General features: G+C 60.2%; 24 protein-coding genes. 13 read left to right on the top strand and 11 right to left on the bottom strand.

Translation table 11 applies throughout. The annotated features are described in order from the left end of the window. Positions 1-135: 135 nt before the first annotated feature. From PSUM_RS03130 to PSUM_RS03140, 3 genes are all read left to right on the top strand, one after another. Positions 136-1020 carry a LysR substrate-binding domain-containing protein gene (locus PSUM_RS03130; RefSeq protein WP_042955253.1) on the top strand — a complete coding sequence of 295 codons (885 nt, stop codon included), beginning with the start codon at positions 136-138 and terminating at the stop codon, positions 1018-1020. Positions 1021-1120: 100 nt separating this feature from the next. After that, positions 1121-2245 carry an agmatine deiminase gene (aguA, locus tag PSUM_RS03135; protein WP_083348953.1) on the top strand — a complete coding sequence of 375 codons (1125 nt, stop codon included), beginning with the start codon at positions 1121-1123 and terminating at the stop codon, positions 2243-2245. Positions 2246-2247: 2 nt separating this feature from the next. Next, positions 2248-3345 (top strand): extracellular solute-binding protein, encoded by a 1098-nt coding sequence (locus tag PSUM_RS03140; RefSeq protein ID WP_083348954.1) that lies wholly within the window; start codon positions 2248-2250, stop codon positions 3343-3345. Positions 3346-3461: 116 nt separating this feature from the next. Here PSUM_RS03140 and PSUM_RS03145 read toward each other — a convergent pair whose 3' ends face one another. From PSUM_RS03145 to PSUM_RS03165, 5 genes are all read right to left on the bottom strand, one after another. Continuing rightward, positions 3462-4079, bottom strand: a complete 618-nt coding sequence (locus tag PSUM_RS03145) for a DNA-3-methyladenine glycosylase family protein (RefSeq protein ID WP_083348955.1) — start codon at positions 4077-4079, stop codon at positions 3462-3464. 38 nt (positions 4080-4117) lie between these two features. Then, a complete protein-coding gene (locus PSUM_RS03150) occupies positions 4118-5200 on the bottom strand; it encodes a bifunctional transcriptional activator/DNA repair enzyme AdaA (RefSeq protein ID WP_083348956.1) in 1083 nt (360 codons plus the stop codon). Between the two features lie 64 nt (positions 5201-5264). Next, positions 5265-6227 carry a Dyp-type peroxidase gene (locus tag PSUM_RS03155; RefSeq protein WP_414896142.1) on the bottom strand — a complete coding sequence of 321 codons (963 nt, stop codon included), beginning with the start codon at positions 6225-6227 and terminating at the stop codon, positions 5265-5267. 30 nt (positions 6228-6257) lie between these two features. Beyond that, positions 6258-6878: a LysE family translocator gene (locus PSUM_RS03160; RefSeq protein WP_033045614.1), complete on the bottom strand. Its 621-nt coding sequence runs from the start codon at positions 6876-6878 to the stop codon at positions 6258-6260. A 90-nt stretch (positions 6879-6968) separates the two neighbouring features. Continuing rightward, complete coding sequence (locus PSUM_RS03165; protein WP_083348958.1) at positions 6969-7865, bottom strand: DMT family transporter; 897 nt, start codon at positions 7863-7865, stop codon at positions 6969-6971. 88 nt (positions 7866-7953) lie between these two features. On the opposite strand from PSUM_RS03165, the gene PSUM_RS03170 reads away from it, so the two are divergent. From PSUM_RS03170 to PSUM_RS03180, 3 genes are all read left to right on the top strand, one after another. Then, a complete protein-coding gene (locus tag PSUM_RS03170) occupies positions 7954-9285 on the top strand; it encodes an aminotransferase-like domain-containing protein (protein ID WP_083348959.1) in 1332 nt (443 codons plus the stop codon). A gap of 89 nt (positions 9286-9374) precedes the next feature. Further along, positions 9375-9971, top strand: coding sequence for a LysE family translocator (locus tag PSUM_RS03175; RefSeq protein ID WP_020796307.1), 597 nt, complete (start codon positions 9375-9377; stop codon positions 9969-9971). A 294-nt stretch (positions 9972-10265) separates the two neighbouring features. Beyond that, a complete protein-coding gene (locus PSUM_RS03180; protein WP_083348960.1) occupies positions 10266-11579 on the top strand; it encodes a gamma-glutamyl-gamma-aminobutyrate hydrolase family protein in 1314 nt (437 codons plus the stop codon). A gap of 90 nt (positions 11580-11669) precedes the next feature. Here PSUM_RS03180 and PSUM_RS03185 read toward each other — a convergent pair whose 3' ends face one another. Then, positions 11670-12503, bottom strand: coding sequence for an AraC family transcriptional regulator (locus PSUM_RS03185; protein ID WP_020796305.1), 834 nt, complete (start codon positions 12501-12503; stop codon positions 11670-11672). Positions 12504-12536: 33 nt separating this feature from the next. Then, positions 12537-13040: a VOC family protein gene (locus tag PSUM_RS03190; RefSeq protein WP_020796304.1), complete on the bottom strand. Its 504-nt coding sequence runs from the start codon at positions 13038-13040 to the stop codon at positions 12537-12539. A gap of 264 nt (positions 13041-13304) precedes the next feature. Here PSUM_RS03190 and PSUM_RS03195 point away from each other — a divergent pair, with 264 nt between their 5' ends. From PSUM_RS03195 to PSUM_RS03235, 6 genes are all read left to right on the top strand, one after another. Then, a complete protein-coding gene (locus tag PSUM_RS03195; protein WP_020796303.1) occupies positions 13305-13553 on the top strand; it encodes a hypothetical protein in 249 nt (82 codons plus the stop codon). Next, entirely contained in the window at positions 13553-14707 is a 1155-nt protein-coding gene (locus tag PSUM_RS03200) for an NnrS family protein (protein ID WP_083348961.1), read from the top strand. The genes PSUM_RS03195 and PSUM_RS03200 overlap by 1 nt, the downstream gene beginning before the upstream one ends. Before the next feature lie 1935 nt (positions 14708-16642). Then, entirely contained in the window at positions 16643-17098 is a 456-nt protein-coding gene (locus PSUM_RS03220) for a (2Fe-2S)-binding protein (RefSeq protein WP_020799272.1), read from the top strand. Positions 17099-17103: 5 nt separating this feature from the next. Further along, a complete protein-coding gene (locus tag PSUM_RS03225; protein ID WP_033043378.1) occupies positions 17104-19272 on the top strand; it encodes a xanthine dehydrogenase family protein molybdopterin-binding subunit in 2169 nt (722 codons plus the stop codon). A 1-nt stretch (position 19273) separates the two neighbouring features. Further along, on the top strand, positions 19274-19855 hold the full coding sequence (locus tag PSUM_RS03230; RefSeq protein ID WP_033043377.1) for a hypothetical protein: 582 nt from the start codon (positions 19274-19276) through the stop codon (positions 19853-19855). A gap of 74 nt (positions 19856-19929) precedes the next feature. Further along, the gene (locus PSUM_RS03235) at positions 19930-20502 is read left to right on the top strand and encodes a GGDEF domain-containing protein (protein ID WP_020799275.1); all 573 of its coding nucleotides are present in this window, start codon (positions 19930-19932) and stop codon (positions 20500-20502) included. Between the two features lie 124 nt (positions 20503-20626). Here the strand turns inward: PSUM_RS03235 and PSUM_RS03240 are convergent, their stop codons facing one another. After that, positions 20627-21052 carry a VOC family protein gene (locus PSUM_RS03240; RefSeq protein WP_020799276.1) on the bottom strand — a complete coding sequence of 142 codons (426 nt, stop codon included), beginning with the start codon at positions 21050-21052 and terminating at the stop codon, positions 20627-20629. Between the two features lie 112 nt (positions 21053-21164). On the opposite strand from PSUM_RS03240, the gene PSUM_RS03245 reads away from it, so the two are divergent. After that, a complete protein-coding gene (locus PSUM_RS03245; RefSeq protein WP_083348964.1) occupies positions 21165-22019 on the top strand; it encodes a LysR family transcriptional regulator in 855 nt (284 codons plus the stop codon). Between the two features lie 140 nt (positions 22020-22159). Here PSUM_RS03245 and fabI read toward each other — a convergent pair whose 3' ends face one another. The 3 genes from fabI to PSUM_RS03260 are packed head-to-tail and all read right to left on the bottom strand — an operon-like array spanning position 22160 to position 25606. Further along, positions 22160-22954: an enoyl-ACP reductase FabI gene (gene fabI, locus PSUM_RS03250; protein WP_020799278.1), complete on the bottom strand. Its 795-nt coding sequence runs from the start codon at positions 22952-22954 to the stop codon at positions 22160-22162. 20 nt (positions 22955-22974) lie between these two features. Continuing rightward, entirely contained in the window at positions 22975-24585 is a 1611-nt protein-coding gene (locus PSUM_RS03255; protein ID WP_020799279.1) for an ABC transporter ATP-binding protein, read from the bottom strand. A 1-nt stretch (position 24586) separates the two neighbouring features. After that, positions 24587-25606, bottom strand: a complete 1020-nt coding sequence (locus tag PSUM_RS03260) for an ABC transporter permease (RefSeq protein ID WP_020799280.1) — start codon at positions 25604-25606, stop codon at positions 24587-24589. Between the last annotated feature and the right edge of the window lies 1 nt (position 25607).

A 25607-nucleotide genomic window follows, 5' to 3' on the forward strand; every position in this document is an offset into this window, starting at 1 on the left:
CTCCCACAATGATCCGCAAAGCCCACAAAACCTTTGTGGGAGCGAGCCTGCTCGCGAAGAACGATAACGCGGTCCCACTGGACGCCTACCTTCCACCGGGTCAGCATGGGCGCCTCGAAACCCGGACTCGACCCGATGCGCCGATTACCCTCCCTCGCAGCCCTCAGAACCTTCGAATGCGCCGCCCGTCACGCTCATTTTGGCCGGGCGGCGGCGGAGTTGTGCGTGACTGACAGCGCCGTCAGTCATCAGATCCGCCAGTTGGAAGAACAGCTCGGCGTTTCGCTGTTCGTGCGCGAAGGCCGGCAGATTCGTCCGACCGTGGCCGCCGGGCGCCTGATGCAAAGCTTGCAGCAGGCCTTTGAATTGATCGGTGATGCCTGCGACGAGCTTCGCGACCCTTCGTCCCTGGCGGTGTTGCGCCTGGCGGTCACTGCCGAGCTGGCGCAGAAGTGGCTGATGAGTCGCCTTTCGGATTTCTATGCGCGTTATCCGCACATCACCTTGCACCTCTACGAACAGCCGATCGATGCCACGGCGCCGGGAGAAGACATCGACCTGGCGATCACCTACGGCACGGGCCCGGTGGACAGCAGTGCGTATTTCGTCCGGCCATTGCCGGCGCTGCAGTTTTTTCCGGTGTGCAGTCCTGGCCTATTCAACCAGGGCACCCTGAAAACCCCCAGGGACCTGGCCCGCCATTGCTTGCTGCATGACGATCAGGATGGCAAGACCTGGACCGCCTGGCTCACCAGCCATGCCGGCGACCAGCGCCCCGAACGGCAACTGTATTTCGCCCATGCCGGGTTGGCCCTGGAAGCCGCGGCCCAGGGGCAGGGCGTCGCCATGGGCGATAACCTGACGGCCCAGGATGATTTGCTCAGCGGTCGCCTGGTCCGGCCATTCACCTCAAGCATAACGGCATTGGGGCAATACGCGCTGGTGTGCGAGCGGGTTCGCCTGGAGCGGCCTGCCGTGACGCAGATGCTCGAATGGTTCAACGATCAACTGATCGATTGATGAGTTGAATTCAAGTGTTCCGAAATAATCATCGTTGGCGAGGAGGGCGCTCGCGACCTTAGCCTGTGGTCATTCCAATCCCCGCTGATGAGGTTTGCCCATGGCACGTTTGCTCGACTCCACGCCCAAACTTGACGGTTTCCGGTTGCCCGGTGAATTCGAAACCAAGTCCGGCTGCTGGCTCGGTTGGCCTGAACGCACCGACGTCTGGCGCAATGGCGCCAAGCCTGCGCAGAAAGTCTGGGTGCAGATCGTCACCGCGATCTCCCAGAGCGAGCCGGTTACCGTCTGCGCTTCGGCCGCGCAATTCGCCACCGCTCGCCGCCAGTTGCCGCCGCAAGTACGCGTAGTGGAAATGACCTGCAACGACACCTGGTTCCGCGACAGCGGTCCGTGCTTCGTGGTCAACGACCAGAGCGGTGAAGTGCGCGGCGTGGATTTCGAGTTCAACGCCTACGGCGGCCTCGACGGCGGCTTGTACTACCCGTGGGACAAGGACGATCAGATCGCCAGCAAAATCCTCGAAATCGAACGCTTCGACCGCTATCGGGCACCGTTGATTGCAGAGCTGGGCGGTATCCAGAGCGACGGCCAGGGTAGCCTCCTCACCACCGAACAATGCTTGCTCAACCGTAACCGCAACCAGCATCTGGGCAAGGACGAAGTCACCAGGCGCTTGACCGATTACCTCGGCGCCGAGCAGGTCATCTGGCTGCCACGGGGCTGCAAGTTCGACGAAACCGACGGCCACGTCGACGATCTGGCGTGCTTCGTGCGCCCTGGTGAAGTGGTGTTGCAATGGACCGACAATCGCGACGACCCGCAGTGGGAAATCTACCAGGAGGCCTACGACATCCTGCGCAGCACCCGCGACAGCCGTGGTCGCGAGCTGATCGTGCACAAGCTGCCACAACCGGATGTGCTGGAGTGGACCGCCGAGGAGGCCGAGGGCCTGGATCAACAGGACAGCACGCATGCTCGCCAGGCTGGCACGAAAATCTGCGCGTCCTATATCAATTACTACGCCGGTAACACCTCGATCGTGGTGCCGCTGTTTGGCGACCGTAATGATCAGATGGCGTTGGCGACCCTGGCCGAACTGTTCCCGCGGCACAAGATCGTCGGCATCGAAAACTCCCGGGAAATTCTCCTCGGTGGCGGTAATGTCGCGTGCATTACCATGCCGCAGTACGCCGGTACTGCCTGCAACGAACAGGGAGTTTGATCATGGGCCTGCACAAACTGACCCAAGCGTTACTGCTGGTGCTTGCACCCCTGTGTGTGCAGGCCGCCGACACCGCCAAACCGGTGGTGAACCTGTACATCTGGGGCGAGTACCTGGCCCCGGACACCTTGACCAACTTCGAGAAGAAAACCGGTATCCATGTGGTCGCCGATCACTTCGATTCCCTGGAAACCGTCGAGACCAAATTGCTCACTGGTCGTAGCGGTTACGACCTGGTGCTGACGGCGGGGCAGCATCTGTCGCGAGCCATCCAGAGTGGTGCGATCCAGACCGTGGATAAACAGCAGATACCGCACTTTGCCGGCGTCGGCGAAGAGTTCCGTCAGCACATGGCCGTGTTCGATCCGGGTAACCGTTACGCCGGGATCTACGCCTGGGGCACCACTGGCGTGGGTTATCAGGAGGAGGCGGTCAAGCAGCGCCTGCCCGATGCACCGACGGACAGCTGGGCAATGCTGTTCGACCCGACGGTGGTTTCGAAATTCGCCGATTGCGGGGTCAGCCTGCTCAACGATCCGAACGAAGTGTTCGCGGCGGTCATGAAGTACCTGGGCCTGGACATCAACCGCCAGAACCTCGATGACCTGAAACTGGCTGAACAGCAGCTGGCGAAGATTCGCCCCTACATTCGCTACTTCGACAACGACCTGAACATCAGCGACCTGGCCAACGGCAATACCTGCGTGGCGATGTCGTGGAACGGGAACGTGGCCATTGCGGCGGGCCAGGCAAAAGCGGCAGGAAAGCCGTTTTCATTGAAGTACCGGATACCGAAAGAGGGCACGCTGATCTGGTTCGATGCCATGGTCATTCCCAAGGACGCGCCGCATCCCGAGGCGGGACTGGCATTGATGGACTACCTGATGACACCTGAAGTGATCGCGCCGATTACCGACACCATCCACTATGCCAATGCCATCACGGCGGCGGATAGCTTGATCGATCCGGCGATTCGCAATGATCCGGGGACTTATCCGCCGCAGGCGGTGCGAGCGTCGTTGTACAGCAAGAATGACAATGGCAAGGCGTTCAACCGCGCTTTGATTCGGGCGTTCAGTCGGTTGAAATCGGGGTTGTGATGGGCTTGGGCAGTCAAGCTCCAAGCAAACCTGTGGCGAGCTGGGCTGCGCAGCAGTCCCATTTTTTGGGGCCGCTTCGCAGCCCAGCGGGGATGAATCCCCTCGCCACAGTCCGTTTAACGGCTGGGCACCCGCCACAAATACCACGCTGCCACCGTCCGATACGGGCTCCAGGCCAACCCGATCTCGATCATCTGCTTGCGCGTCGGTTGCACCTGGAGCCCCTTGAGCCGTCGATAACCCTCGCGTACGCCAAAGTCATCGGCCGGCAAGATGTCCGGCCGCTCCAGGCTGTAGATCAATAGCATCTCGACCGTCCAGCGCCCCACGCCGCGCAGGGTCACCAGGCGTTCGATCAGTGCTTCATCGTCCATGGCCAGCGCCGTGGCGTAATCCGGCACCACGCCGTCCAGTGCAGCCTGGGCGATGCCTTGAATGGTTGCGATCTTGCTGGCGGAAAAGCCGCAACTGCGCAGTCGCTCAAAATCAGTCGCGACAATCTGCCCAGGCTGCGGAAACGCCACCGATGGGTACAGCGCCAGCAACCGGCCGATAATCGCATCCCCGGCCTTGGCGTGCAGTTGCTGGTAGGCGATCGCCCGCACCAGTGACTCATAGGGATCGCGGGCTGTGTGAGGTTGATGCAGGCACGGGCCGATGGCGTCGATGTGGCGACGCCAGTCGTCATCCAGGTTCGCCAGCCATTGGGTGGCCAGTGGGTAGGGGACAGGCATAGAGCATCCTTGGAGCGGCTGACGAACGCAGCCTGTGATCAAAAGGCCAGTTGCTCGGTAATCTGTACCGCCGCCTTCTCCAGCCTGAGCAGGAACGCCTTGCGCGGCTGGCCTCCAGCGTAGCCGGTCAGCGAGCCGTCGGCGCCGATCACCCGATGGCAGGGTACGACAATCGAGAGGCGGTTATGACCGTTGGCCAACCCCACGGCCCGACTGGCGCCGGGTTTGCCCAGGGTGGATGCGATCGCTCCGTAGGTGGTGGTCTGGCCGTAGGGGATGTGTGCCAGTTCGGCCCATACCTGGCGGGAAAATTCGCTACCGGGCATGTGCAGGGCAACGCTGAATTCAGTCCGGTTTCCGGCGAAATATTCGCTCAGTTGTTCTTCGATTTGCTGCAAATGCCCGTTATGCCCTGGCGCCACGACGTAACCGAAGCGGTTTTGCAGCGCTTGCACTTCCCGGCTCAGGCTGGGCTGGTCGAGGAACTCCAGTAACACCAGTCCGCGACTTTCGGCCATTGCGATCATCGGCCCAAGCGGTGTGATCAGGCGCGTGAACAGCAACGGCTCACTGTTGGCGGCGCGGCCCGGTGTGATGTGGAACGACTTCTGGAATGCATCGCGAAAACCGCTGAGGGATTCGTAACCGGAGTCGTACGCGGCGCTGTCGATGGAGTGGCCCTGCTTGATCCCGCCCAAGGCCATGCCAAGGCGTCGGGTGCGTAGCCAGGCATGAAAGGTCATGCCCAAATGCTGCTTGAACCAGCGACGCAGTTTCAGCGGCTCGATGCCTTCAGCGATTAACTGGGCATCGGTCCAGCGCTGCTCGGGATCGGCGTCCACTGAGTTGAGCAACTGCTGGACCCAGTGCGGCGCTATCGCCGCGGCGTCCATGGGTTTGCAGCGCAGGCAAGCGCGGTAGCCCGCCGCCAGGCATTCATCGGCGTGGGCGAAGAACTCGACATTTTCAGGTTTCGGGCTGCGCGCGGTGCAGCCAGGACGGCAGAAAATACCGGTCGTCTTGACCGCGGTAAAAAACACCCCCTCGTAGGCGGTGTCTCGTTCGAGCATGGCGCGGACCATCTCGGCGTGGGGCGGCAGTAGCGTGTTTTGTAGGTTCATGGGTTGAGCTTAAGCGGCGGGGCAGAACCCCTCCACCGGAAAATCGACAGGGAATTGCCCGCGTTCACCGGCAGGTGCCCAAGGGCGCGCGATCCGCCAGTTCTTCCAGTAGATCAGCCGAGGGAGCGAAAAACAGGCCACCGGTAACTGCCGTGCTGAAATCCAGCAAACGGTCGTAATTACCGGCGGGCTTGCCGACAAACATGTTCTCGAGCATCTGCTCCAGAGGTTCGGGCGAGCGCGCATAGCCGATGAAGTAGGTGCCGAATTCGCCAGCGCCTGGCCGGCCAAAGGGCATGTTGTCGCGCAGGATCTTTACTTCTTCGCCGTCCTTGGTGATGGTCGTCAAGGCACTGTGCGAATTGCTCGGCTTGACCGAATCGTCGAGTTCGATATCGGATAACTTCGTCCGCCCGATAATCCGCTCCTGCGCCTCGACGGATAACGCGTTCCAGGCATCCATCTTGTGCAGGTACTTCTGCACCAGCACATAGCTGCCTGCGCTGAAAGAGGGGTCTTCATCGCCCACCATCGTGAAGCTGCCAGCCTTGCGACCGACGGGATTTTCGGTGCCATCGACAAAGCCGATGATGCTGCGCATGTCGAAATAGCGGAAGCCCTGGACTTCATCGACCACCGACACCGCATTGCCCAGCGCTGAGAGCAATTGCGTCGCCAGTTCAAAGCAGAGGTCCATCTGCTCAGCCCGAATGTGCAGCAACAGATCGCCTGGGGTGGAGATGGCGCGTCGTTCCTCGGGTCCGAATTCACGGAAGTTGTGCAGCGAGGCGGGACGCGGATGGCCAAACAAGGTGTCCCACGCCGCAGAGCCAAAGCCACAGATGCACGACAGGTTGCCGGAGGGCACCCGTTTGCCTACCGAGCGTGTGAGGGCTGCGATGTCTGCGCACCAGCCCCGCACTTTGCTGGCGGCGTCACTGCCGGGAACCAGGGTTGCCACGATAAAAATCGCGCTGCGGGTAATGGGGCTGCAGATGGACTGTGCGTCCGGCGTTGATTGATCCATCGGCATGTGTCCCCATGAGCGGTAGTTTGGTCAGGCCCGACGCGCCATTAGCAACACTGAAGCCGCCGCCGACAATAACCCTGCGCAGCAGCGATTGAACATCCGCTTGCCCGAAGGTTTGGCAAACCAGCGGCGCATGTGCAGGCCCATGTAAGCGTAGGCGCCGATAGCGATCCATTCCAGCATCAGGAACAACGCGCCCAACAGCGCAAATTGCGGTGCGATGGCATGGGTCGAGTCGACGAATTGCGGCAGGAACGCGGTGAAGATCAAGATTGCCTTCGGGTTGCCGGCCGCCACCAGGAACTCTTGCCGAGCCAACGCCAGCATCCCCACCGGCGGGGCGCTCACCGCGGTTTCTGCGCCGGGGTGGGCACGCCACAATTGCCAGGCGAGATAAAACAGGTACGCGGCACCGAGAATCTTGATTGCGTAGAACAGCAATTCCGAGGTTTGCAGCACCACCGCCAGACCGGCCGAGGCGAGGGCGATCATGCCGGCGAAAGCGAGCAGGCGACCCATGCCCGCCAGGCAAGCGGTGCGATAGCCGTAGCGTGTCGAATTGCTGACCGACAGCAGGTTGTTCGGGCCTGGCGCCATGTTCAGGGCGAAGCAGGCTGGAAGGAAGAGGGTAAGGGTGGTGAGGTCCATGTTCGGCTCCAGCAGCAGAAGCCGTATTTTTATCACAGCTGCCCAGGGACTTGACCCGTACAGTCAGGGACACAGGCAGCGTACCAGTGGCTAGCGCGCGAATTTTTTCGCCCCTGCCACACACAGGATCACCGCCACGGTCACGCCCAGCATGGACAGGCTGACGTGTTCATGCAGCAAGGTGGCGGCCAGTGCCAGGCCGAAAAAGGGTTGCAGCAATTGCAGTTGCCCGACGACGGCGATGCCCCCTTGCGCCAGTCCGCGATACCAGAACACGAAGCCTATCAGCATGCTGAACAGCGACACGTACCCCAGGCTGAACCAGGCCGGCGTACTGATGTTGGCGAACGAGCCAGGCAACCGCCACAAGGTCAATGCAGCCATGGCTGGCAACGCAAGTACCAGCGCCCAGGAAATCACCTGCCAGCCGCCGAGTGTGCGCGATAGCTTTGCACCTTCGGCATAACCCAGGCCGCAAGCCAGGATCGCCAACAACATCAGGATGTCGCCTAGGGGTGAGGCCGTCAGGCCCTGGGCTACGGCGAACCCGACCACCAGCAGGCTGCCCAGCACCGAGAAGACCCAGAACACTGGCCGGGGGCGTTCGCCTGCGCGCAAGACGCCGAACACCGCAGTTGCCAGCGGCAGCAGGCCGACAAATACGATGGAGTGTGCGGATGTGATGTACTGCAGCGCCAGCGCAGTCAGTAGCGGAAACCCCACCACCACGCCCAATGCCACGATGGTCAGGGGCACAAGCTGATGTCGGCCGGGGCGTTTTTCCCTGAACAGCAACAGCAGGCACAGCGCCAGAATTGCGGCGAGGGTAGCGCGGGCTACCGTGAGGAACAGCGGATCGAATTCGAGTACCGCCACCCGCGTCGCGGGCAGCGAGCCGCTGAAGATCACCACGCCAATCAGGCCGTTGATCCAGCCGCTGGAATTTTTTTGCAGCGTCGGGTTTTGCAGGTTAGAAGTCCGTTCCATGTGACTCACGCTCATTGTTTGATTGCACGAAACCATCCTATGGCTGACTATCGATACAATCAAAAAATTGTCATGGATACATTTGCACATGCCTCGATCCCGCTACAAAACGCTGGTTGACGCCTTTGCCGCTGACATCCGCTCGGGGCGTTTGCCTCCGGGTACACGCTTGCCGACCCACCGGCAATTGGCCACTGAGCACGGTTTGGCGTTGGTCACCGCGAGCCGGGTGTATGCCGAGCTTGAGAGCATGGGCCTGGTCAGTGGTGAAACCGGACGTGGGACTTTTGTCCGGGAGACTTCACTGCCGCCGGGCCAGGGCATTTCGCAATCGGTGGTCGCGGCGGGGATGATCGACCTCAACTTCAACTATCCGTCTTTGCCGGGTCAGGCTGACCTGTTGCGCAACGCCCTGCGTCAGCTCGCGTTGTCCGGTGACCTGGAGTCCCTCCTGCGTTACCAGCCTCACGCCGGGCGTCTGCATGAGCGGGCTGCGTTCGCCCGACATCTGGGCGAGCGTGGCCTGAACGTGCCAGCCGAACAGGTGCTCATCGTCAGTGGCGCCCAGCACGGCCTGGCAGTGGTATTGATGAGCCTGCTCAAGCCTGGCGATGTGATTGTTGCGGATGCCTTGACCTATCCGGGCTTCAAGACGCTGGCGGAAACACTGCATCTCGAAGTCCTGCCCATTCCCGTAACGGACAACGGACCTGATCTGCCGGCCCTGGATAAACTTTGCCGCACTCGATCAGTGCGAGCCGTGTATTCGATGCCGACCCTGCACAATCCGCTGGGTTGGGTAATGGACGCCGATCAGCGCCAGCATCTGGTGGCTATTGCACGCCGGTATGACCTGACGATCATTGAGGATGCGGCCTACGCTTTCCTGGCCGAAAGCGCACCGCCACCGCTGGCGGAAATGGCACCGGAAAGAACCGTGTATGTCAGTGGCTTATCCAAGAATGTCGCCACAGGCTTGCGCGTGGGTATTGTCGCCGCGCCGGCGCAATGGGTTGCCGGGTTTGAACGCACCATCATGGCGACCACCTGGAACACCCCTGGGGTGATGACCGCCATTGCCACGGCCTGGCTAGAGGACGGCACTGTCAGCCGGCTCGAGGCGCAAAAACGCGCGGACGCACAGGCCCGCCAAGCCTTGGCTCGTGAGGTGCTGACGGGACTGCGGAGCATCAGCCATCCGTCCTCGTATTTCATCTGGTTGCCCTTGGCCGAAGACGCCAGGGCCGATCAGATTGCCATGGCGCTGATGCGCGAGCAGGTGTCGGTGTCGCCCGCCGAACCCTTTGCGATTACCCAGCATGTTCCGCACGCGATACGCCTGGCGCTGGGCTCGGTGGACATGGACGCGCTAAGCCAGGCATTGGTGACGGTGAAGAGGGTGGTCGGCTATTACTCATGACGGGCACATCCTTGGGCAGTTTTGTTCAATACGCGCACCATCAGGCTCTCTATCTTGACGCCTGGTTCAATTGACTGAGCAGGTGTGCGATGAGTTTGATCATGTCCATGGCGGCGTTTGCATTGGCCGCTTCAATAACGCCGGGGCCGGTGAATATCGTGGCGCTGGGTTCGGGCGCGCGCTTCGGTTTTCGCGCCAGTCAGCGGCATGTGGCCGGAGCGACGCTGGGGTTTGTGCTGCTGCTGGTCCTGATGGGGTTGGGTTTGCATGAGCTACTGCAATGGTGGCCGGCAATGACGCAAGTGGTGCAATGGGCCGGGGTAGCGTTCCTTCTGTACATGGCGTTCAGACTGGCCGCCGACAACGGCCAGCTGGAGGCCAAGGACAGTGGCCGCGCGCCATCGATGCTCTATGGCGCGGTCATGCAATGGCTCAACCCGAAAGCCTGGCTGGCCTGCGTGGCCGGCATGGGCGCGTTCGTCGCCGATGGCGAGGCCCACCTGGTGTGGCAGTTTGCTGCGGTGTACCTGGTGATTTGCTACGTGTCGGTCGGATGCTGGGCCTACGCCGGGACGTTCTTGCGTGGCTACCTGGACAACCCGACGGGCATGCGCGTGTTCAATCGGTTGATGGCGTTGTTGTTGGCGGTGAGTGCGGTGTACTTGGTGTTGCCAGAGATGCACTGACACGCCATTTTGTGGTGTGCAGGGTTACTCCGTGAGAGCTGCCCGACCCATTTCAAGGTGGTGCACAGAAACGTGACTTCAGGAAAGCTTCAGGCCCTGAGGGCCCCCGCTTCGGTATTTCGTGACAACGACTCATGATGAGCGAAATTTGCAATCATCAGCCAAGGGCTGTTTGGCATCCTGCGCCGGTCGAATTTTTTGTGGCGATTGTGGCGCGGTCGACCGTCGTCGTTCATGCGACCGGAGCCACTTCTCAATGCCTCGGGAAATGTCCAATCATAAAAGGAAAAATGAATGACGTTAATTACCCCGCGGCAAATCTCAGCAAGTATTTCGAACACCGGCGATAGGATTGAAAGTTCATCAGCGAGCCTCCCGCAACATTCTCAGCCAATAGACAGGCTCGCTGCACAAGTCATTAAAGCTTCAAATTCTTCAGTGCAGTTTTCAAAGGGATCTGCAAGTGGTGACGTCCATATCGGTATCATTTACCGGCCAGATAACTTTGGTGCTGGGCATGCTTTGTACGATAAACCTCCGGTCCGTACGATGAGTCAGTTGAATCCCATGATCGGTGAACCGATCACCTTGCCCAAGAGCCTTTCCAACATCAATTTTACTCGAAACAATAAAGACGATGCGCAGAAAAGTAAGGAGGTCATTCAACGCCGACAGGAGGCTTTTCAACAGCCAGCGCATGAACACAATAGCGGACTAAGTGAAGTGCATGGGCTGTTCATCCCGGGCGCCCCATCGGCAGTGCATAGTCAGCAGGGGGAAGCCATTAACATACCGAGCAAAAATAGCAAACATAAATCGAAGCGCAACGAACTGGATAGTCGTGCGCAGTTCGAGCACCGAAGTATTGCAGAGGCGCGGTTGCATGGGAAACCGGTATTGGCTATCTGCGCCGGAGCGTGGCGTTTGGCCGAAGCATATGGGGGCTGCACAGAGACATTTGGTGGCAGCGAGCTTAAAAAACACTACAGCCCAGGTGCTGATACCATGAATGTGGGTCACGACGTCGACATAACGCTTTCGCATACAAACCTAAGCGGTACGATGCCGAAAAAAGACGAGCATGGATATAACGGGCAGCCTTCTGCTATGCGAGATGACAAATTGGGGTGGGTGAACACTACCCACTGGGCTAGCGTGAAGGCGAACGAGGATGGCACCTTGGCCAGCGCACTCGAGACTCCAACCCCAACCCCAACCCCAACCCCAACCCCAACCCCAGCGCCAGGTTTACGCGAACTGCAGAATCAATCAAAGTTGCCGACAACCCCAAGTGAATTGATTATAACTGCAACTTCGGAAGGTAAAGTCGAAGCATTCGAAACCCGCCATGGCGCGCCAGTAATGGGTGTGCAGTGGCATCCAGAGGCGTATCTTCCTGGAATGAGTGGTCGAGATCCGATTTCTCAAGAAGTGATGGGGCTTCAATCTCCGAAAGAGTACGATGCCTATTTACGCAATCATGAAAGAACTGTCGCGCAATCGGATAATCTATTCAAGGCATTTGGACAAAGTGCAGCGGCATATCGAGGGCGTCAGGAAGTTAATCAAGAGATTAAAGAGCGCCAGCTGAAGTATGATCGCGATTAAACGGTGCGGATTGGCTGGGAATATCGAGTGTATTCACCAATATGCCATCAGGTGATCGGAGCAGGCGGCTCGTTGTGCAACTGCTCGTGTTCACCCCCGATACTGCCCCGGTGTCGCCGCCAGATGCTGCTTGAACGCCCGCTGGAAATGCGCTTGGTCGGCAAACCCCGCTTCCAGCGCCACGTCGGCGATCAGCTTGCCATTGCGCAGTTGATCCTGGGCAAACTGGATACGCCGGTTGACCAGGAAGGCGTGGGGCGTCATGCCGTAATGCTGCTTGAACGCGCGGATCAGGTAGGAGGGCGACAACTGCGCCGCTTCGCAGATATCTTCGAGCTTGAGCATTTGCGTGCAGTGCTCGCGGATGAAGTCGGCGGCGCGTTCGAGCTTGAAATTGGGTTCGTGCAGCGGTTGTTCGGCCGGGTTCAGGCGTAGTTGCACCTCGGTGAAAAATTCCACGGCCGCGCTGTGTTTACCCAACACGTCTTGCTGGGCATCGACCAGCACCTGATGCAACGCCTGCAAGCCAACGAACAAAGCACGGTCCGCGGTGTGGGTGGCCGCGAACCGGCGAAACGCCAGATCGTTGCCGAACCCGAGCTGATGCTGCAAATCGGTGAGCCACGGGGTGTCGACGTACAGCATCAGGTACGACCAGGGCTGGTCATCGATTGGATTGCAGGCATGGACATCACCGGGGTTCATCAGCACGACGGTCCCGGCGCAGACCTCGAAGTTCGATTGCTCATGGACATAGGTACTGCGCCCGGCGGTGATCGCACCGATGGAAAAGTGCTCGTGGGCATGCCGGGTGTAACAGACCTCGCGTCCGTCGGCGATGGAGCGGGCTTCGATGAAGGGCAGGGCATCATCGCGCCAAAAGCGCGGTGCCTTGTCGGTGTCCCTGGTCTTTGCGGGCTTCATGATCAATCCTTGGCAGATCAGCGCCTGAGTGTATTAGCTCTCGCCTTCAAAGGCTCGTTTCAGTTCGGCGATATCGAGTTTTTTCATGTGCATCATGGCCAGCATCGCACGCTGGGATTTTACCGTGTCGGGATCCTTGATCATTTCCATCATCGCGACCGGCACGATCTGCCAGGACACGCCGAATTTGTCCTTGAGCCAGCCGCATTGCTGTGCTTCGACCGGCCCACCGGCAGACAGGCGTCCCCAGAAGTGGTCGACTTCTTCCTGGGTCTGGCAGTTGACCTGGAACGAGATCGCTTCGTTGAAAGTGAAGTTCGGGCCACCGTTGAGACCGGTGAAGGTTTGCCCGTCGAGTTCGAAGCTGACCGTCATGACCGAACCGACTTCCCGGCCGTGGAACTCTTTTCCAGCCTCGCCGTAGTGAGTGATGGCGGTTATTTTCGAATGATCGAAGATCGCACAGTAGAACTTGGCGGCCTCTTCGGCCTGACCATCGAACCACAGGCAAGGGGTGAGTTTTTGCACATGTAGCATGGCGGGTCTCCTTGGCAGGTTTTTGCAGGCTGGATTATCAGCGTAGCTAGCCTGGGGCGGCCTGGTCGTGCCGTAGATCGCCGAGTGTGTAAGGATTTTCTACAGAATGTTGTCAATATGACTGCGACCTGAGTCATGCTGACTACGCCTTTAGCGAGTCGTTGTGACCAGTACGTTCTCAGGGCCCTGATTTTCATGGGTTAATTGGGTGGCACGCGACTTGATAAGTCCAACGTACAACTGAACTGCTACAGGAGTACGGAAATGTTCCATGTCTTCAGCAATGCTCAGAATGTCCTGCACCTATCCAGCCGTGTGTTGGGCGTTGGCCTGGCGATGTTACTGGCCGGCATCTACGGCGCTTACCTCCATGCTGGCCATCTGTCGATCGTTGCACTGGTGTCGTTGCATGCCATGACCATCGTCGGACCGACCCTGCTGAAAATCGGCTACGTCATGCGCCTGCTGGCCCAACACCGGTTGAGCAAACCTCAGTTCGTGGCGCTGGCCTGATGCGTAAACTGTCCGCAGCTACCGTCTTCAGCCTTGGTTTTAGACCGTTTTTTCTCGCGGGTGCCGCGTTTGCCGCAGTGGCGGTGGCCATCTGGGCCCTGTGGCTGTACGGGCGTTTGCCCGAAGCGCAACCGGTAGGAGGCATGCTCGCCTGGCATCGGCACGAGATGCCGTTCGGGTTCGCCGTGGCGATCATTGCCGGTTTTCTGCTGACGGCGGTGCCGAACTGGACCGGCCGCCCCGGGCTCAACGGTTGGCCACTGATCGGGCTGGTGCTGATCTGGTTGCTGGGGCGACTGGCCTGGTTACTGCCGATTTCTCCTGCAGGGGTGCTGCTTTCGCAACTGTCTTTCTTGCCGTTGTTGGCCTGGGTGCTGGGACGAGACCTGGTGGCTGCTGGCAAGCGTGAGAACTATCCGATTCTGCTGCTGATCACCTTGCTGGCCGGTTGTCAGCTCATGACACTGTGGGGGCTCTGGACTGATGACACAGGTTTGCAGCGGCGTGGTGTATTAGCGGCCTTATGGCTGGTAGGCGCACTGATGAGCGTGATTGGCGGGCGGGTAATTCCGTTCTTCATTCAACGCGGCTTGAACCGTCCGGCGACGCCTGCAGCCAATCCATTACCCACCAAGGTGCTGCTGGTGAGCGGGTTGTTGGCGGCGGTGACGTTTGCCATCGGTTTGAATGACGTGCCCAGGTTTTGGCTGGCGGCGTTGTTTTTATTGATGGGCAGTCTGCATCTGTTGCGCCTGTGGCGTTGGCATGACCGGGGTATGTGGCGTGTGCCGCTATTGTGGTCGCTGTACCTGTCTTATGCCTGGCTGGTAGTGGCGGTGTTTGCCATGGCGCTGTGGCATCTCGGCCTGATGCCGCAACAGAGTCTGGCCACGCATTCGTTGGCGGTGGGCGGTATTGGCGGGTTGATTCTGGCGATGATTGCGCGGGTTAGCCTGGGGCATACCGGTCGGCCGCTGCTACCCTCGAAAGCAATCGTTGCGGGGTTTGCCCTGGTGCTGTTGGCGGCTTTGTCACGGGTGTTGCTGGTGCCGTTCGCCGGGTGGGGATTGGGGGTGTCGGCGTTGCTTTGGTGTGTGGCGTTTGTGCTGTTTCTGTGGCGTTACACAGGTATTTTGTTCAGCCCGAGGGCGTAGGAGTCAGGCTTGCTGGTGAAGGCGTCCTGGCAGACGATAATTGTCTTTCAGGTGTACATATCCGTTCCTGCGGTAACGGCCACCTAGGGTTTCGCTTTTACAGCGAGTCACTTGGAAGAGCGGAACGCCGCCCGGCCCCAAGTAACCAAGGGCTCTTGCCCCTGGCGTTCGGTGCCTCGCTAATGCTCGGCATGCCCTCGCTCCGGTCCTGCTCCGTGGGCTCGCCGCGATGGGCCATCCTTGGCCCAGCGCGGCTAAACCGGCATCCATGCCGGTTTACTCACTGCGCAGAACCTCCACTCGGCCTCTCGATGTGGCAAGAACATCAAAAGCCAGATCACAATCAAAAGCGAGGCGGCCTTAAAGCCGACCTGATTGGAAGCCATACGCATACCTCCTGTAGGAGCGAGCACGCTCGCGATGAACCTGAGAGCACCGCGGGCTGACAGGTGCCCCGCGTTATCGTTAACGACCATCGTCGTAACGCCGCCCGGAGCATGCTCGCTCCTACAGGGGATCCAGGGGTATCCGGAAAAACCAGGTCGGCTTTAAGGCCGCCTCGCTTTGCTGTTGATCGCGAGCGCCCCGTTAACCACGATGGCCGAACGCAGGCATTGCGCAGTGGGTAAATCGGCAGGACGCCGGTTTAGCCGCGCTGGGCCAGGGACGGCCCATCGCGGCGACCCACGGAGCAATGCCGGAGAGAGGGCATGCCGAGCCCAAGCGAGGCACCGAGTGGTGGGGCAAAGCCTTTTGCTTCCTTTTTGGCGTTTGAAAAAGGGAGTCGCTGTAAAAGCGAAACCATAGGTGGCCGTTACCGCAGCAATGGATATGTACGCAGGCAACCAATTTCACACAGGGCTTCCTGTGACGCCCCCGCATCAACGTTGCGCACGGCTCAATTAATGCGTCGTCAGTGGAACGCGGAGCGTCCCTGGCGGCATTCCCACGCAGAGCGTGGGAACGATCAACGATGAATCGCGAGCAGGCTCGCTCCTACAGGGGATCGAGGTGCACCTGCAAAAGTCAGGTCGGCTTTAAGGCCGCCTCGCTTTGCTTTTGATCGCGGGCGCCCCGTTAACCACGATGGCCGAACGCAGGCATTGCGCAGTGGGGAAACCGGCAGGACGCCGGTTTAGCCGCGCTGGGCCATGGATGGCCCATCGCGGCGCCCCACGGAGCAATGCCGGAGATAGGGCATGCCGAGCCCCAGCGAGGCACCAAGTGGTGGGGCAAAGCCTTTTGCTTCCTTTTTGGCGTTTGAAAAAGGGAGTCGCTGTAAAAGCGAAACCATAAGTGGCCGTTATCGCAGGAATGGATATGCACTCCGACAATAAATCTCACATATAGCTTCCTGTGACGCTTCGCATCACCGTTGCGCACGGCTCAATTAATGCGTCGTCAGTGGAACGCGGAGCGTCCCTGGCGGCATTCCCACGCAGAGCGTGGGAACGATCAACGATGAATCGCGAGCAGGCTCGCTCCTACAGGGGATCGAGGTGCACCTGCAAAAGTCAGGTCGGCTTTAAGGCCGCCTCGCTTTGCTGTTGATCGCGAGCGCCCCGTTAACCACGATGGCCCATCGCGGCGCCCCACGGAGCAATGCCGGAGTGAGGGCATGCCGAGCCCAAGCGAGGCACCGAGTGGTGGGGCACAGCCTTTTGCTTCCTTTTTGGCGTTTGAAAAAGGGAGTCGCTGTAAAAGCGAAACCATAAGTGGCCGTTACCGCAGCAATGGATATGTACTCAACGGATATGTACTCCGACAACAAATAAAGGGTCGGTCACCAGGTAGTTTTTGTGACCGGTGGTCGATACACCTCGGCCTGCCGGACAATTTGCGCTTAGCTGTAGGGATAACCCCAAGGCGCGCGCAGGTTCCTGATCGCCACAGCGGCGCCAACTTCAGAACACCGTGAGTCTGAGGGCCGTCGCAATGCTGACCTTGAATATCAATGGCCAGGACCAGGAGCTGGATGTCCCTGCGGACATGCCGCTGCTGTGGGTCCTGCGCGATGTTGCGCACCTGACCGGCACCAAGTTCGGCTGTGGCATGGCCCAGTGCGGCGCCTGTACCGTGCACATCGACGGCACGCCTTTGCGTTCCTGCATCACACCGGCCACGGCCGTGGCCCATGGACAGAAAATCCTCACTATCGAAGGCCTGTCCACCGACGGCTCGCACCCGGTGCAACAAGCCTGGGCCGAACTCGATGTGGTGCAGTGCGGTTATTGCCAGTCTGGGCAGATCATGTCTGCGGCGGCCTTGCTGGCAAAGATCCCGCAACCGACCGACAGCGACATCGACCAGGCGTTGTCAGGCAATATCTGTCGTTGCGGCACCTACCCAAGAATCCGCGCCGCGGTCAAACGCGCCGCCCAATTGGGCTGATGGCCATGAACAGCATCGATCCACTATCGCGCCGCGATTTTCTTAAGGGCAGCGCCATGCTGGGCGGCGGGCTGGTAGTGGCGTTTGTTATCCCAGGCGGCCATCGCTTTGCCCGGGGCGTGGAAAACCAGGGCAACGTGTTCGCACCCAATGCCTTCCTGCGCATCGGCAATGACAACAGCGTCACCGTGTTGCTCGGTCATTCGGAAATGGGTCAGGGTATCTGGACCGGGTTGACCATGCTGATCGCCGAAGAGCTGGACGCCGATTGGTCGAAAATTCGCGTCGAGCACGCACCGGCTTCGGCCGCCGATTACGGTCTGGCCGGGTTCGGCGGCATGCAGATCACCGGCGGCTCGACCTCGACCTGGATGGAGTTCGACCGTTACCGTCAGGCCGGTGCGGCGGCGCGTTTGCTGCTGGTCGAGGCCGCGGCCAAGCGCTTCAACGTCGCACCCTCGGCGATTCGCACGGAGTCGGGCGTGGTGATTGCCGGCGACCGGCACGCCACCTACGGCGAACTGGCTGACGACGCCGGCAAGCTGCCGGTACCGGACCCTGCGACCATCAAGCTCAAGGAGGCCAAGGACTGGACCATCATCGGCAAACCCACCAAGCGCCTGGATACGCCGGAGAAAATCACCGGCCGCGCCAAATTTGGCATGGACGTGCAGTTCGATGGCCTGATGACGGCGATGGTCGCGCGTTCTCCGGTGTTTGGTGGCAGCGTCAAATCCTTTGAAGGCGCCGAGGCGCTGGCGATACCCGGTGTGCACAAGGTGGTGCAGGTGCCGACCGGCGTGGCGGTGATTGCTGATCACTACTGGGCGGCGAAACTGGGGCGGGATGCGCTGCACGTCGAGTGGGACCTGGGGCCGAACTCAGGGCTCGACAGCGAGCAATTGCTCGAGGAATTCCGCAAGCTCGCTGCCACGCCCGGGCTGCCCGTGAGCGAGGCCGGCGATACCCAGGCTGCACTGGCCAAAGCGACAAGGACCCTCGACGTCGAGTACAGCGTGCCCTACCTGGCCCATGCACCCATGGAGCCGCTCAACTGCACCGTGAGCATCACCCAGGACAAATGCGAGATCTGGACCGGTACGCAGTTCCAGACCCTGGACCAGATGATCGCCGGCAAAATCACCGGGCTCAAGCCTGAGCAGGTCGAGATCCATACCGAGTTCCTGGGCGGCGGATTCGGCCGGCGCGCCAATCCGACCTCGGACTTTGTCGCCGAAGCGGTCCAGGTCGCCAAGGCCGCGGGCGGGCCGGTGAAAACCGTGTGGGCGCGGGAGGATGACATCCGTGGCGGCTATTATCGCTCGGCGTTCCTGCATCAGGCGCGAGTCGGCCTGGGCGCTGATGGCCTGCCGCTGGCCTGGAAGCATGTGCTGGTCGGACAGTCGATCATGGCCGGCACCTCGCTTGAAGCGGCCATGGTCAAGAACGGAATCGACAAGACGTCCGTGGAGGGCGTGGCGGACGGTCCCTACCTGCAGGGGCTGGCTAATCATCAGGTTGAGCTGCATTCGCCAAACACCGGTATCAGCGTGTTGTGGCTGCGTTCGGTGGGGCATACGCACACTGCCTTCGTCATGGAATCGTTGATCGACGAACTGGCCGCGGCGGCAAGCCAGGACCCGGTGGAGTACCGACGGACCTTGCTCAAGGCGCATCCACGGCATCTTGGCGTATTGAACCTGGCGGTAGAGAAGGCCAACTGGAAGGCGCCGCTGCCGGACGGCCACGCCCTGGGCGTGGCGGTGCATGAGTCATTTGGCAGCTACGTGGCCCAGGTCGCCGAAGTCTCCCAGGATAACCTGGCGATTCGTGTGCATCGGGTGGTGTGTGCGGTGGACTGTGGGATCGCGGTCAATCCGCAGAGCATCGCCGCACAAATGGAGTCGTGCATCGCCTTCGGCCTGGGTTTCACCTTGCACAGCAAGCTGACGATCAAGGATGGCAGGGTAGTGCAGTCCAACTATCACGATTACCAGGTGCTGCGGCTCAACGAGATGCCGGTGGTCGAAGTGCATATCCTGCCCAGCAACGAAAAACCCGGTGGCATCGGCGAGGCCGGTGTTCCACCCACGGCGCCAGCAGTGGCCAACGCGGTGTACGCCCTGACCGGGCAACGCCTGCGTGAACTGCCGTTGCAACTGTCGGGGGTGTGAGATGAAACGACACCATTGGTTACTCGGCTCGCTGATACTGATTTGCCTTTTTGTCTATGCAACAGAGCTGTTCGCCGATGACAAGGAGGCGGTGAAGGCCTTCGACACCGTACAGAAGGTGTTCCAGAGCCCCCGATGCCAGAACTGCCACATTCCCGGGGACGCCCCCTTGCAGTTAGACGCCGGGCTATCCCATGCGATGAACGTGGTACGCGGCATGGACGGCAAGGGGGCTTCGGGGTTGCCTTGCGCCAGCTGCCATGCCGAGGCCAATCCACCCGCCAGTTACGGCGCCAATGCCCCGCCTGGGGCACCGCATTGGAGCCTGCCACCGGCGGCGCACAAAATGGCCTGGATCGGCCTGCCTCCGGACATGTTGTGCAGCATGATCAAGGACCGCGCGAGCAACGGTGATCGCGATTTTGCAGCGCTGATCAAGCACGTCAGCGAAGACAAACTGGTGTTGTGGGGCTGGAATCCTGGCGGTGATCGCGCGCCAGTGCCGGTGCCGCACGATGTTTTTGTCACACAGTTCAAGCGCTGGGCGGACGCCGGCGGGCCGTGTCCGGTAGTGGGTAGCTGACCAACGGCGAGTCGACATGGAGTCAAACCCGATATCGAGGACTCTAAAGAACATACCCACCTATGGAGTATGTGATGCTGATCTCAGGCAAACCGCACAAATCGTGTGTACGTGCAGGGACGCCACAGCAGGAGCGTGAGCTTTTGCGCGATCTGGCCCGCAAGGCAGAGCAAGAGCTGATCGGGGTACAGATGGCGAGCATGGATGAGTTGACGCTATTGCCCAACCGGCACGGTTTCCTCGCGTTGGCCCAATTGGGGCTGGACGCCTGCCAGCAACTGGACCGACCGGCGACGTTGCTGTTTTTCAATCTTGACGAGTTCAAACGCATCAACTACCTGTTTGGTCGCACCGAAGGTGATAAGGCGCTGAAAACCTTTGCCGATGTACTGCGCATCGGTTTTCGGGAAAACGACGTGGTCGGGCGGCTGGAGGGCGCCACCTTCGTGGCCTTGCTCACAGGTTCCGGCAGCGTGGACATCGAGGCGATCAAGGCGCGGCTCGAAGAAATGCTCGATGAACGCATGGCCACGGCGCATAGCGGGTATGAGATTCGTTTCAGTATCGGGCAGATTGAGCATGATCCTGTGGTTCATGGCTCGGTTGAAGAGATGCTGGTTGAGGCTGAAAAAGCGTTGGGCCGGTAGCATTGTGGTGCAATGACTGGCCCCATCGCGGGCAAGCCCGCTCCCACAGTTGATAGCATTTCAAATCGGTCAAGTGTGGGAGCGAGCCTGCTCGCGAAGGCGGCCTTGGAGGCCACGCCTGCCTTCATTTGGCAAACAACTGCCCAATATCCTTGAACGCCTTGAATTCCAGCGCATTCCCGCACGGATCGAACAAAAACATCGTCGCCTGTTCGCCCACCAGTCCCTGAAAACGAATCCCCGGCTCGATCACGAAACGCGTCTGCAGCGACTTCAATCGTTCGGCCAGTGCCTCCCACTCTTTCATGCCCAACACCACGCCGAAATGCGGTACGGGCACGTCATGGCCGTCAACCGCGTTGGTATGGGCGGCTTCTTGCGAAGCATTTTTTGGCGCGAGGTGAATCACCAGTTGATGGCCGAAAAAGTTGAAATCGACCCAGTGGTCACTGGAACGACCTTCTTCCAGGCCGAACACGCTCCCGTAGAAGTGCCGCGCGGCGGCCAGGTCATAGACCGGAATGGCCAGGTGGAAAGGCGAGAGTTGCATAGGGCGTGCCTCGGTTATGGAATATTGACGCTGAGTTTAGCGCTGTGCTTTTTGATTGAAAGACGATAGTTTTTGCGTCGAGCTCAAATTTTTTCGATCAATCGGTGGCCCCATGCTTCGGGAACTGAAAACTTTCATCGCGGTGGCGCGCTACGGCACATTCGCCGCAGCGGGCATGCACATCGGCCTCACGCAGTCGGCAGTCAGCGCGCAGATCCGCAACCTGGAACAGGCCCTCGGCATTCGCTTGTTCGATCGCACCGGGCGTCAGGCCTTGCTGAATGCGGCGGGGCAGCGCGCGTTGCCGATGGCCAGGGAAATGCTGGAAATCTTCAATCGAATGGCGGTCAGTGATGACGTCAGCGAGTACAGGGGCGAGTTGAAGATCGGTGCCGTGGCCACGGTGCAGACCGGATTGCTGCCCCAGGCACTGATGGGATTGCGCCAGCAGGCGCCGCACCTGGAGCCAAAACTGGTGCCGGGCGTGTCCTTGAACCTGTTGAGCCAGGTGGACACCGGCGAAGTGGACCTGGCGATCCTCATCAAGCCACCGTTCGAACTGCCCAAGGAACTGTCGGCGCAAGTGATCCGCCGCGAGCCCTTTGTGCTGATCGTGCCGACGGATCTTGAAGGCGACGAGCCGCTCAAGTTGCTCGCCGAACATCCCCATGTGCGTTACGACCGCAATTCATTCGGCGGGCGACTGGTGACAAGATTTCTTCGTGAGCAGCAAATCGACGTGCACGTTGCCTTGGAGCTCGATGAGCTGGAAGCCATTGTGAAGATGGTCGAGTGCGGGCTGGGCATTTCGTTGCTGCCCGCAGCGGGGCTGTGGCTGGAGCATGGGGCGAGGGTCAGGGTGATTCCGTTGGGCGAGTTGACGTTTTACCGGGAGATTGTGTTGGCGCAGCGGTACAGCCAACGGACGCAGCCGATTCAGCAATTGTTTGCGCAGTGCCTTGTTTGAAGATCAAAGATCGCAGCTTTCGGCAGCTCCTACAGGTGAACACATATCCATCGTAGGAGCTGCCGAAGGCTGCGATCTTTTGATCTTGACCCAATAAAAAACCCGCCAAAAAGGCGGGTTTTTTAATGGCTAACCGAAGATCACTCTTCCAGATTGCCCATGGCCGTGGTGTTGAAGCCACCGTCCACGTACATGATTTCGCCACTGATGCCGGACGCCAGGTCCGAGCACAGGAAGGCGCCGGCGTTGCCGACTTCTTCGATGGTGACGTTGCGACGCAGCGGGGTTTGCGCTTCGTTGGCCGCCAGCATCTTGCGGAAGTTCTTGATGCCGGAAGCGGCGAGGGTGCGGATCGGGCCAGCCGATACGCAGTTCACGCGAGTACCGTCCGGGCCCAGGGAGCCGGCCAGGTAGCGTACGCCGGCTTCCAGGGAAGCCTTGGCCATGCCCATCACGTTGTAGTTGGGCATGGTGCGCTCGGCGCCCAGGTACGACAGGGTCAGCAGGCTGCCATTGCGGCCTTTCATCATTTCGCGGCCGGCCTTGGCCAGGGCCACGAAGCTATAGGCGCTGATGTCGTGAGCAATGCGGAAACCTTCACGGGTGGTGGCTTCGGTGAAGTCGCCGTCCAGTTGATCGCCCGGGGCGAAGCCTACGGAGTGCACGATGCAGTCCAGGCCGTCCCACTTCTTGCTCAGCTCTTCGAAGACCTTGGCGATTTCCGCATCGCTGGCCACGTCGCACGGGAAGCACAGCTCAGGGCTCGAACCCCAGCCCTGTGCGAATTCTTCGACACGACCCTTGAGTTTGTCGTTCTGATAAGTGAAGGCAAGCTCAGCGCCCTCGCGATGCATGGCGGCAGCGATGCCGGATGCGATGGACAGCTTGCTGGCGACACCGACGATCAGTACGCGCTTACCGGCGAGAAAACCCATGTGTTGCTCCTCTTTTCAGGTTATTGCGCAGTGGCTGGAACCAGGAAGGCGGCTTCCAGCAACTGCTGTGTATACGGATGTTGGGGGGCGGCAAAAATGCTTTGCGCGTCTCCCTGTTCGACCACTTGGCCCTGCTTGACCACCATCAACTGGTGGCTCAGCGCCTTGACGACAGCCAGGTCATGGCTGATAAACAGATACGTCAGGTTGTACTTGCTTTGCAGTGATCGTAACAGCTCGACCACTTGGCGTTGCACGGTGCGGTCGAGGGCCGAAGTCGGCTCGTCCAGCAGAATCAACGCCGGTTTTAGCACTAATGCCCGGGCAATGGCGATTCTCTGCCGTTGCCCGCCGGAAAATTCGTGGGGGTAGCGGTGCCGGGTTTCCGGGTCCAGACCTACCTCCTTGAGTGCTGCAATAATCGCTTGTTCCTGTTCAGCCTCGGTGCCCATCTTGTGGATCCGCAGGCCCTCGCCGACGATCTGGCTCACGCACATTCGCGGGCTCAGGCTGCCGAAGGGGTCCTGGAACACCACCTGCATTTCCCGCCGCAGTGGCCGCACCTGTTGCTGCGTAAGGTTGTCCAGCTGCTTGCCTTCAAAACGGATGCCGCCTTTACTGCCGATCAAGCGCAGGATCGCCAGGCCCAGTGTCGATTTGCCGGAACCGCTTTCTCCCACGATCCCCAGGGTCTGGCCCTGGGGCAGGCTGAAATTGATGCCGTCGACTGCCTTGACGTAATCCACGGTCTTTTTCAGCAAGCCTTTCTTGATCGGGAACCAGACTTTCAGGTCCTCGACCGTGAGCATGGGCGGGCCGACGACATTGGTCGCAGGCGTCCCGCTGGGCTCCGCTGCCAGCAGCTCCCGAGTGTACGGATGCTGCGGCGCGCGGAACAATTGTTCGCACGATGCCTGTTCGACGATGCAACCGCGCTGCATGACACATACGCGATGCGCAATTCTTTTCACCAGGTTCAAATCGTGGCTGATCAATAGCAACGACATGCCCAGGCGGGCCTGCAGTTCCTTGAGCAATTCGAGGATTTTAAGCTGGACTGTCACGTCCAGCGCGGTGGTCGGCTCGTCGGCGATCAGCAGTTCCGGTTCGTTGGCCAGGGCCATGGCAATCATCACGCGCTGGCGCTGCCCGCCGGACAATTCGTGGGGCAGGGCCTTGAGACGCTTTTCCGGTTCCGGGATGCCGACCATTTCCAGCAGTTCCAGGGTGCGTTTGGTCGCGATTTTGCCGACCAGGCCCTTGTGGATGCCCAGCACCTCGTTGATCTGCTTTTCGATCGAGTGCAGCGGGTTGAGCGAGGTCATCGGCTCCTGGAAGATCATCGCGATCCGGTTGCCGCGGATATGGCGGATGGTTTTCTCTTTCAGGTTGAGCAGGTTCTGCCCGGAATATTCGATTGTCCCCGACGGGTGCCGGGCGAGCGGGTAGGGCAACAGGCGCAGGATCGAATGCGCCGTTACCGATTTGCCGGACCCGCTTTCACCCACCAGCGCCAGGGTCTCGCCACGCTTGATATCGAAGCTGACACCTTCGACCACTCGCTGGCAGCGCTCGCCAACGACGAATTCGACGGCCAGGTCGCGCACTTCGATCAGATTGTCCTGATTCATTTCACTTCCTCGGGTCGAAGGCATCGCGAGCGGACTCGCCGATGAATACCAGCAAACTCAACATCAACGCCAGCACCGCGAACGCGCTCATGCCCAGCCAGGGCGCTTGCAGGTTGGATTTGCCCTGGGCCACCAGTTCACCCAGTGACGGACTGCCGGCCGGCAAGCCGAAGCCAAGGAAGTCCAGGGCGGTCAGGGTGCCAATGGCGCCGGTCAGGATGAACGGCATGAAAGTCATGGTCGAGACCATGGCGTTGGGCAGGATGTGACGAAACATGATCGCGCCATTCTGCATGCCCAAGGCCCGGGCTGCACGCACGTATTCAAGGTTGCGCCCACGCAGGAACTCGGCGCGCACCACGTCCACCAGGCTCATCCAGGAAAACAGCAGCATGATCCCCAGCAGCCACCAGAAGTTCGGCTGGACGAAGCTCGCGAGGATGATCAACAGGTACAGCACCGGCAAACCGGACCAGATCTCCAGGAAACGCTGCCCGGCCAGATCCACCCAGCCGCCGTAGAAACCCTGCAGCGCGCCGGCGATCACCCCGATGAGCGAACTGAGCAACGTCAGCGTGAGGGCAAACAACACGGAAATGCGGAAGCCGTAGATCACCCGGGCCAGCACATCGCGGCCCTGGTCATCGGTGCCCAGCAGGTTATCGGCCGATGGCGGCGCGGGGGCAGGGACCTTCAGGTCGTAATTGATGCTCTGGTAGCTGTAGGGAATCGGCGCCCATAACACCCAGGCGTCCTTGGCCTTGAGCAGTTCGCGGATGTACGGGCTCTTGTAGTTGGCTTCCAGTGGGAACTCGCCGCCGAAGGTGGTTTCCGGGTAGCGCTTGAGGGCCGGGAAGTACCAGCCATTGTCGTAGTGCACTACCAGTGGCTTGTCGTTGGCGATCAACTCGGCACCAAGGCTGGCACCGAACAGGATCAGGAACAGCCACAGCGACCACCAGCCGCGTTTGTTGGCCTTGAACAGTTCGAAACGTCGTCGATTGAGCGGGGACAGGTTCATC

This window comes from Pseudomonas umsongensis (assembly GCF_002236105.1).
Lineage (GTDB): Bacteria > Pseudomonadota > Gammaproteobacteria > Pseudomonadales > Pseudomonadaceae > Aquipseudomonas > Aquipseudomonas umsongensis.

What these genes read in the sequence shown, in the direction of transcription:
- fabI (WP_020799278.1), bottom strand. Translation starts at nt 22,954, where the DNA reads ATGGGTTTTCTCGCCGGTAAGCGCGTACTGATCGTCGGTGTCGCCAGC.
- PSUM_RS03155 (WP_414896142.1), bottom strand. Translation starts at nt 6,227, where the DNA reads ATGGATCAATCAACGCCGGACGCACAGTCCATCTGCAGCCCCATTACC.
- PSUM_RS03175 (WP_020796307.1), top strand. Translation starts at nt 9,375, where the DNA reads ATGAGTTTGATCATGTCCATGGCGGCGTTTGCATTGGCCGCTTCAATA.
- PSUM_RS03195 (WP_020796303.1), top strand. Translation starts at nt 13,305, where the DNA reads ATGTTCCATGTCTTCAGCAATGCTCAGAATGTCCTGCACCTATCCAGC.
- PSUM_RS03255 (WP_020799279.1), bottom strand. Translation starts at nt 24,585, where the DNA reads ATGAATCAGGACAATCTGATCGAAGTGCGCGACCTGGCCGTCGAATTC.
- PSUM_RS03220 (WP_020799272.1), top strand. Translation starts at nt 16,643, where the DNA reads ATGCTGACCTTGAATATCAATGGCCAGGACCAGGAGCTGGATGTCCCT.
- PSUM_RS03170 (WP_083348959.1), top strand. Translation starts at nt 7,954, where the DNA reads ATGCCTCGATCCCGCTACAAAACGCTGGTTGACGCCTTTGCCGCTGAC.
- PSUM_RS03260 (WP_020799280.1), bottom strand. Translation starts at nt 25,606, where the DNA reads ATGAACCTGTCCCCGCTCAATCGACGACGTTTCGAACTGTTCAAGGCC.
- PSUM_RS03145 (WP_083348955.1), bottom strand. Translation starts at nt 4,079, where the DNA reads ATGCCTGTCCCCTACCCACTGGCCACCCAATGGCTGGCGAACCTGGAT.
- PSUM_RS03150 (WP_083348956.1), bottom strand. Translation starts at nt 5,200, where the DNA reads ATGAACCTACAAAACACGCTACTGCCGCCCCACGCCGAGATGGTCCGC.
- PSUM_RS03200 (WP_083348961.1), top strand. Translation starts at nt 13,553, where the DNA reads ATGCGTAAACTGTCCGCAGCTACCGTCTTCAGCCTTGGTTTTAGACCG.
- PSUM_RS03190 (WP_020796304.1), bottom strand. Translation starts at nt 13,040, where the DNA reads ATGCTACATGTGCAAAAACTCACCCCTTGCCTGTGGTTCGATGGTCAG.
- PSUM_RS03225 (WP_033043378.1), top strand. Translation starts at nt 17,104, where the DNA reads ATGAACAGCATCGATCCACTATCGCGCCGCGATTTTCTTAAGGGCAGC.
- PSUM_RS03180 (WP_083348960.1), top strand. Translation starts at nt 10,266, where the DNA reads ATGACGTTAATTACCCCGCGGCAAATCTCAGCAAGTATTTCGAACACC.
- PSUM_RS03235 (WP_020799275.1), top strand. Translation starts at nt 19,930, where the DNA reads ATGCTGATCTCAGGCAAACCGCACAAATCGTGTGTACGTGCAGGGACG.
- aguA (WP_083348953.1), top strand. Translation starts at nt 1,121, where the DNA reads ATGGCACGTTTGCTCGACTCCACGCCCAAACTTGACGGTTTCCGGTTG.
- PSUM_RS03140 (WP_083348954.1), top strand. Translation starts at nt 2,248, where the DNA reads ATGGGCCTGCACAAACTGACCCAAGCGTTACTGCTGGTGCTTGCACCC.
- PSUM_RS03230 (WP_033043377.1), top strand. Translation starts at nt 19,274, where the DNA reads ATGAAACGACACCATTGGTTACTCGGCTCGCTGATACTGATTTGCCTT.
- PSUM_RS03165 (WP_083348958.1), bottom strand. Translation starts at nt 7,865, where the DNA reads ATGGAACGGACTTCTAACCTGCAAAACCCGACGCTGCAAAAAAATTCC.
- PSUM_RS03245 (WP_083348964.1), top strand. Translation starts at nt 21,165, where the DNA reads ATGCTTCGGGAACTGAAAACTTTCATCGCGGTGGCGCGCTACGGCACA.
- PSUM_RS03185 (WP_020796305.1), bottom strand. Translation starts at nt 12,503, where the DNA reads ATGAAGCCCGCAAAGACCAGGGACACCGACAAGGCACCGCGCTTTTGG.
- PSUM_RS03130 (WP_042955253.1), top strand. Translation starts at nt 136, where the DNA reads ATGCGCCGATTACCCTCCCTCGCAGCCCTCAGAACCTTCGAATGCGCC.
- PSUM_RS03240 (WP_020799276.1), bottom strand. Translation starts at nt 21,052, where the DNA reads ATGCAACTCTCGCCTTTCCACCTGGCCATTCCGGTCTATGACCTGGCC.
- PSUM_RS03160 (WP_033045614.1), bottom strand. Translation starts at nt 6,878, where the DNA reads ATGGACCTCACCACCCTTACCCTCTTCCTTCCAGCCTGCTTCGCCCTG.